Origin of the sequence: Lacrimispora amygdalina (assembly GCF_003432035.1) — a bacterium.
Lineage (GTDB): Bacteria > Bacillota > Clostridia > Lachnospirales > Lachnospiraceae > Lacrimispora > Lacrimispora amygdalina.
Window position 1 is genome coordinate 1 of record NZ_QOHO01000109.1, and the last position, 6,802, is coordinate 6,802.

Consider the following 6,802-nt stretch of genomic DNA (forward strand, 5'->3'; position numbering starts at 1 on the left):
AAAAGTAATTCAGGCAGATTCTTTTTTAAAGGTTTTAATTGAAACCAGAACTTCTGAGCAGACCTGTCCCTGTTGTGGTTGTAAAACAAAAAGAGTTCATGACTATCGAATTCAGGAAATTGATGACACTCCTTTCCAAGGTAAAACCGTCATTCTGATTCTAAGAAAACGACGTTATTTATGTACCTCCTGCGGAAAACGATTTTTGGAACACTATTCCTTTCTTCCTTCCTATCACCGCAGAACAAGGAGACTGGCTTTTTATGTTATATCTCTCCTACGACAGACTTTTTCTCTCAAGCAGGTTTCAATCCTTACCGGGGTTTCCGTCCCTACAATCTGCAGACTTTTGGATACCATCCATTATTCACCCCCTGATAAGCTTCCTGAAGCTGTTTCTATTGATGAATTTAAAGGCAATGCCTCTACTGGGAAATATCAGTGTATCCTTGTTGATCCTAAAAAACACCGAATTCTGGATATTCTTCCAGACCGCACTCAGAGCCATCTGGCTGATTACTGGAGAAACATTACAAGAAAGGAAAGGCTGAAAGTAAAGTTCTTTGTTTGTGACATGTGGCTTCCCTATGTGGAGCTGGCCAGAACTTTCTTCCCAAACGCAAAGATTATTGTGGACAAGTATCATTTCATTCGTCAGGTCACATGGGCTATCGAAAATGTTCGTAAACGGCTCCAGAAATCAATGCCGGCTTCTCTTCGAAAATAGTAAGCGATGAATAAGATACCGTATGGCATAATTCACCCTTGTTATACCAAAACATTAAAGCGGTAATGGCATATGATTTTCTGCTGTTATATTGTCTACATCAATTAGACCTGTGCAATGTTCCATCATAAAATCACTCCATGGCAGCAGCTTTTCTATACCTGCGGGCTCATTTTTGTAGTCCGGCATATAAAGAAGTACCATGTAGAGATACTGAAATACGTTTAAGTTGTTTGCTTTTGCCGTTTCAATCATGCTGTACATAACTGCACTGGCATTTGCCCCGGCTACCGATGTGTGAAATAAAAATGCTTTGCGTCCAATGGCATAGCTCTTGGCTCTTCGTTCGGCAGCATTGTTTGAGATTTCACATCGTCCATCTTTCATATAGTTGCAAAGCGTTTCCTGGTGATTCAGGGCATAGTTTACCGCTTTTTCCAGTTTGCTGCCACCCAGTGCATGGATGGAATTAACCCATTTCCAGAAACTGATCCAGACAGCGCTTTCCTTTTCCTCGCGTTTTACTTTTCGTTCATTTGCCGGAAGATTTTTCAATTCCCGCTCTATATAGAAAAGTTTATTACAGTAGGAAAGACCGATCTCTGCCGGTATCAGTTTCTCCTGTTCATTCTCATCCGGAATAACCGGATCATCTATCCGGGTTTCGGAATTGATATCCAGAAGCTTTATGGCTTTTCTTCTTCCTGCTGGAATGGCTTCATAGAACTTCCGGCGGCAGTGGGCGAGACAGCAGACCAGAGTCACATCCTCCACTTCATTATAGCCCTGATATCCGTCGCACTGGAGAAGACCATTGAATCCTTCCAGAAAGTCCCTGGCATATTTTCCACTGCGTCCCGCTGCATAATCGTAGAGAACGATTGGTGGCAGTCCGTCACTTCCGGTCAGATAGATCCACAAATAGGAAGTTGATTCTGCGCTCCGACCAGCCTCACGTAATACCTGGCAGGTGGTTTCATCTGCATGTAAAATTTCACGTTGAATCAGACACTCATGCATGCTTTCATAGATTGGATAAAAGTAATGTTCTGCACAGTAAATGAACCAGTTCGCCATGGTTTCCCTTGGCAATTTGAAACCAAGCTCTGCCATACCGGCCTCCTGCCTGTAATAAGGCAGTCCCATAAACGTTTTTTCAAAAACAACATAGGCAACGGAAGATGCAGATGCCGGACTGTGTGGCAGTAATGCAGGATAGACATTTGCCTTTACAAGAGTTCCATCCCCATCCTTTTTACAATCCTGACAGATGGCCACCTCCTGCATAAGGCGTATTCTCTCCACCTTGGCGGGTGTGATCCTGATCTCTTCCCGGACCTGCGTATAGCCAATCGTTATCATCTCACTGTTGCAGTATTCACAAAGGCGCTGATCATCCGTAAGTGAGATCTTTACTTCCCTTATTGGCAGACCCGCGTAGATATCATCCCGTTTTGCTTTTGGTTTACGTTCACGCGTATGTTCTTTTACCGTGATTTTAGCTTTTGCTTCCACGGCAGTGATCTCTTGCGTGTTTTTTTCTTCAGAGGCTATTTTTTCTGATGATGTTCCAAAAAGCTGTCTGCGCAGTTCTTGTAATGTTTCTTCCAGATTTACTTTGAGCGACTGAAGGTCATCAACAAGTCTGCGCAGCTCGGCGATTGTTTCATCTTTTTCAGCCATACGGGCATCCTTTTCAGCCATGTGGGCATTCTGTGCCTGGATGTAAGCCTGTTGCTGTTCGACAACTGTCTGCAACAGTTTCATCTGCTGTTCAAACGTACTTTTTTCATCCATGACGCACCATGCCTCCCCGATTTTTATTCTTCTTACATTATAAAGAATTATGAGGATATAGGCAAATGTGCAGTCAGATAAGCATCGTCATTTTGACGAAAGGAAGAATGACGGGAAACCTTGAAAAAAGGCTGTTCTACATCACTTTTAAGAGACTTATGCACATTTAATTCTGGCATATCGGTGTCATGCACGGATAACTTTAAATGCAGACCGGAGTGTGTGGATAACCAAAGAAAAGCGGGAGTTTAATCGGATAACATTTTTTTCATTTTCTCCATTATGCACAAAATCAGAAGTCTTTCTTCTGGGTAATTGGCCTGATTGCTTTCGGCTGTTCAATTGACAGTCCTTCCATCAGCCACCGGAATTCCTGTCTAGTCAGTGGGCGCACTTCAGAAGCGTCTTTGGGCCATTGAAACCGGCCATTATCGAGTCTTTTCAGATATAAGACAAAACCGTCCTTATCAAAGTGTAAGGCTTTCACTGTGTTTTTCCTTCGCCTGCAGAAAAGGAAAAGTGCATTTGCATAAGGATCCATTTCATAGGTATCCCGGATAATTGCCATAAGACCATCAATGCTGCGTCTCATATCAGTCCGGCCTGTAATTATATAAACTCTGGCAACTCCGGATAATTCACCTAGCATAGCTGTTGCAGCACAGAAAGAGTATTAAATATGGTATCTCTGGCGGCGTGATTGGAAATTTCAATGCTGTAATCATTGATTTTTAAGATCACTGCTGGAGAAGTCCTGGCATCGGGAGCCCCGTTCCAGCAGGGGTGTGGTACTTCATCTATAATTGGAAGAGGAACTACTTGCTGGCTTTCCCGGATAATATGATGTTTGGCTGCCGGTATCTCGCAGGCCTTTTGGCGAAGCCTTGTTATCTTTGTATAAAATGTGCTGATTGGAATACCATGCTGTTCACACCAGTCTTTGTCTCCAAGACCACTTGTGCGGCATTCCTGTATCAGACTGATCCATTCCTGATCCGTTCGTCTGGCATTTCTTTGGTTATCATTCATTGGCGATGATGTTCTTCCTTTCATGGAGATGACAAGTACTTGATTCGAAGAATTGTAGTGAACGAATACAAAGTAGTAAATCGAGACCCTCCTGGTTGTCTCTATTATTTCATAGATGCAGGAATTTGTGGAACGGCAGGTTATTCATCGCATACCGAAAATACTATAAACGAAGCCGAAAGCTGATTTTGACCCGCTATAGAAAACTGAAAGATGAGAACAAACAGGCCTGTGATCTGATGCTTCAGTATAGTGATGACCTAAGGCTGGCGCATATGATGAAAGAATGGTTTTATGACATCAGCCAGCTAGAGTCCTATCGTAAGCAACAGCAAGAATTCGATGATTGGATATCTAATGCAAGAGGATGCGGTATTAAAGAGTTCGAGAAATGTGCAAAAACGTTCCAGTCTTGGAGAAAAGAAATTTTAAATGCCTTTAAATATGGCATTACAAACGGTGTCACAGTAGGATTTAACAATAAGATTAAAGTATTAAAACGAAGTTCTTATGGAATCAGTAACTTTAACCGGTTCCGGACACGGATACTTCATTGTACATCATAGGAAAAATGGTCGGGATATGGAGGCTTATTTTGCATGCCCAAAACAGCATACAGTAGAATGAACCATTAAAGCAGCTCTAAACGCAAGAAAGGGGCGGGATTTATAGGAATCCCACCCCAACTATTGACAAAGAGCCAATAAAGTCACCACAACCAAATCTCACAAAGGAGGTTATAGAACATGTCCGATAACATTATACAATTAAATCAGGAACTTATCCATAACGAATTGAAACGTTCCGGTGATAGCAAAGGGTATCGTTCCGGACATTACAGCAGAAACTTTCAAACCACTGCCGGTGAGGTCAAATTGAAGATGCCAAAGTTAAAAGGCGTTCCGTTTGAAACTGCCATTATTGAGCGATATCGCCGCAGAGAATGCTCTGTAGAAGAAGCCCTTATTGAAATGTACCTCGCGGGTGTTTCTGTCCGCCGCGTTGAAGACATTACCGAGGCGTTATGGGGAACCAAGGTTTCACCTGGAACAATAAGCAATCTAAATAAAAAAGCCTATGAACATATTGAAACGTGGAGAAGCCGCAAACTTACAGGTTCTTATCCCTATGTCTTTGTAGATGGTGTTTACTTAAAGCGCAGCTGGGGCGGGGAAATACAAAACGTCTCTATCCTTGTTGCCATTGGAGTTAACGAGGACGGATGCCGTGAAATTATTGGTGCGGCTGAAGGCATGAAGGAAGACCGTGAAAGCTGGAGAACATTCTTTGTATGGCTAAAAGAACGTGGCCTGGCCGGAGTGCGCCTAATTATCGGTGATAAATGTCTTGGGATGCTCGAATCCATTCCAGAAGTATTCCCGGAGACAAAGTATCAAAGATGTACGGTTCATTTCTATCGGAATATATTCTCAGCCACTCCTCGTAATAAGATGAAAGAAGTCTCTATGCTGCTGAAGGCTATCCATGCTCAAGAATGCAAAACATCTGCAAAGGAAAAGGCGAAACAAGTAGCGGATAAACTTCGCGAGATGAAATTAATTTCGGCAGCTAAAAAGGTCGAAGATGGAATCGAGGAAACCCTAGCATATATGGATTTTCCCAGCCAACACTGGACTAGAATCCGCACTAATAATACCATTGAACGTCTTAACCGGGAAATCAAACGTAGGACCCGTGCTATTGGCGCTTTTCCTGATGGGCAAAGTGCTTTAATGCTTGTATGTGCCAGACTGCGACACGTAGCTGGAACCCAATGGGGTACAAAGCGCTACATGAATATGGAGCACCTGAAAGAATTGGATCTCCAAAATCAGTCTGATATAATAGCCGGCTGACTACCGGCTACCTAACGGCTGAAATACAATTTGCGAAAAAATCTTGACACTATCGGGTGTTTCACCGCGTTGAAGACATTACCGAGGCGTTATGAGGAACCAAGGTTTCACCTGGAACAATAAGCAATCTAAATAAAAAAGCTTATGAACATATTGAAACGTGGAGAAGCCGCAAACTTACCGGTTCTTATCCGTATGTCTTTGTAGATGGTGTTTACTTAAAGCGTAGCTGGGGCGGCGAAATACAAAACGTATCTATCCTTGTTGCCATTGGAGTCAACGAGGATGGATGTCGTGAAATTATTGGCGCGGCCGAAGGCATGAAGGAAGACCGTGAAAGCTGGAGAACATTCTTTGTGTGGCTAAAAGAACGTGGCCTGGCCGGAGTGCGCTTAATTATCGGCGATAAATGCCTTGGGATTCTCGAATCCATTCCAGAAGTATTCCCGGAGACAAAGTATCGTAAGCGCCTAAATGGTTCTTTCCAACCTTAGTTGATTTTATAATAACATTCATTTAGCAGAAGTTTNNTGGTTAATTTAATTTTATTAACGCTTCCTTCTGCTAGACCATTATTATATTTATAATGAATACCATGACAGCATCAATATCTGCATTTAACCCATTTATGTAAGTATCTAGTTCATCAATCTGTAGAGCAGCAGCCGCTGTCATCCATGAGTCCAACTTATTTTCCTTTCGTGAAAATACAATACCATGAAATTTTTTTAGGAGTGAATATAATTGCCCAATAACCGGATACTTTGTTATCGTTGCCTCGTACTGCCCTTGTTGTGGTGACTTAATTTTACCAAACGGCTATTAGAATATATGGAGCCAATGAAAAAAGATGACCGGATTACCATTTTAAAAAGCCTGTATGATGCCTGCTGGTCGGATAAAATAACACTGCATTTAATATACTCTAAAAAAATCATTATATATTTTTTTTGACATTTTAATACCATTTAAATCAATATATTTATATACATAATAAGATAAAGATATTATTACACCCAAAGATATTATTAATACTATAAAAAAAGCGTAAGAATATTTAAAATAATTAACAAGATTTATAAACAAAAAGCTCGAAAGTGAATTTAAAATCATAAAATGTATTATATACATGGAAAATGATATTTTACCTAAGAAAACAAATAACTTGTTAGAAAATATTTGTTTAAATTTAACTGAATTTAATATTACTATCATAATTAAAAATGAGCCTACTGAGTGATAAAAATAATATACATTTTCAATTAAATTTATTTTCATAAACTTATACATAGTATTTTCTACTGGCATAAATGGAGGATATGAAGCTAAAAAAAATCCTGATAACAATAGAATTAAATTTAGATATTTTGTATTATATTTATCCATTATACCT

At 40.7% G+C, this 6,802-nt stretch carries 5 protein-coding genes and 3 pseudogenes; 4 read left to right on the forward strand and 4 right to left on the reverse strand.

Features of this window, described 5'->3' with window-relative positions; genetic code table 11:
* Positions 1-724 (forward strand): annotated as a pseudogene (locus tag DS742_RS26130) (ISL3 family transposase); the annotation flags it as partial.
* 57 nt (positions 725-781) lie between these two features.
* On the opposite strand, the gene tnpC reads toward DS742_RS26130, so the two are convergent.
* From tnpC to tnpA, 3 genes are all read right to left on the reverse strand, one after another.
* Entirely contained in the window at positions 782-2,524 is a 1,743-nt protein-coding gene (gene tnpC / locus DS742_RS26135; protein ID WP_242996839.1) for an IS66 family transposase, read from the reverse strand.
* A gap of 292 nt (positions 2,525-2,816) precedes the next feature.
* Entirely contained in the window at positions 2,817-3,173 is a 357-nt protein-coding gene (gene tnpB / locus DS742_RS26140) for an IS66 family insertion sequence element accessory protein TnpB (protein WP_117419854.1), read from the reverse strand.
* Complete coding sequence (tnpA, locus tag DS742_RS26145) at positions 3,167-3,553, reverse strand: IS66 family insertion sequence element accessory protein TnpA (protein ID WP_117419855.1); 387 nt, start codon at positions 3,551-3,553, stop codon at positions 3,167-3,169. Before tnpA ends, tnpB begins: the two co-directional genes overlap by 7 nt.
* Positions 3,554-3,708: 155 nt before the next feature.
* Here tnpA and DS742_RS26150 point away from each other — a divergent pair.
* From DS742_RS26150 to DS742_RS26160, 3 genes and pseudogenes are all read left to right on the forward strand, one after another.
* Positions 3,709-4,119, forward strand: a pseudogene (locus DS742_RS26150) (ISL3 family transposase); the annotation flags it as partial.
* A gap of 180 nt (positions 4,120-4,299) precedes the next feature.
* Positions 4,300-5,409, forward strand: a complete 1,110-nt coding sequence (locus DS742_RS26155) for an IS256 family transposase (RefSeq protein WP_117419856.1) — start codon at positions 4,300-4,302, stop codon at positions 5,407-5,409.
* Between the two features lie 65 nt (positions 5,410-5,474).
* Positions 5,475-5,876: pseudogene (locus DS742_RS26160) on the forward strand (transposase); the annotation flags it as partial.
* Between the two features lie 448 nt (positions 5,877-6,324).
* Here DS742_RS26160 and DS742_RS26165 read toward each other — a convergent pair.
* Positions 6,325-6,802: acyltransferase family protein (locus DS742_RS26165; RefSeq protein ID WP_147325891.1), on the reverse strand; the 478-nt coding region annotated here is incomplete at its 5' end.